At 44.9% G+C, this 263-nt stretch carries 1 protein-coding gene; it reads left to right on the plus strand.

Annotated features, from left to right (window positions below):
- Window positions 1-263 (plus strand): ATP-binding protein (locus AAEY79_RS15315; RefSeq protein WP_352289369.1); only part of this gene is annotated, 263 nt, incomplete at both ends.

Genomic DNA, 263 nt, shown 5'->3' on the forward strand with positions numbered 1-263 from the left:
GTTTAAGTAAGTCTCAACCTCAAAATAATCGTCATCTCTCAAGTTTTCTAGATAATGCTGACACTTCCGCCACATTGCCGCTTGCTTTACCTTCAAGCTATCACCGCTTACAACACGCCGTCAATACGCAGCAGCCTTGGCTCCATTTTAGTATTCAAGATACCGGTATTGGTATCGGTCCCTCAGAGCAAAAGGCTATATTTAGCTACTTTACTCAAGCCAATCCACAAGTAAGCGCACAATTTGGCGGTACAGGGCTTGGG

It is taken from the genome of Psychrobacter sp. GW64-MNA-CIBAN-0177, from assembly GCF_040309585.1.
In the GTDB taxonomy this organism is placed as follows: domain Bacteria; phylum Pseudomonadota; class Gammaproteobacteria; order Pseudomonadales; family Moraxellaceae; genus Psychrobacter; species Psychrobacter okhotskensis.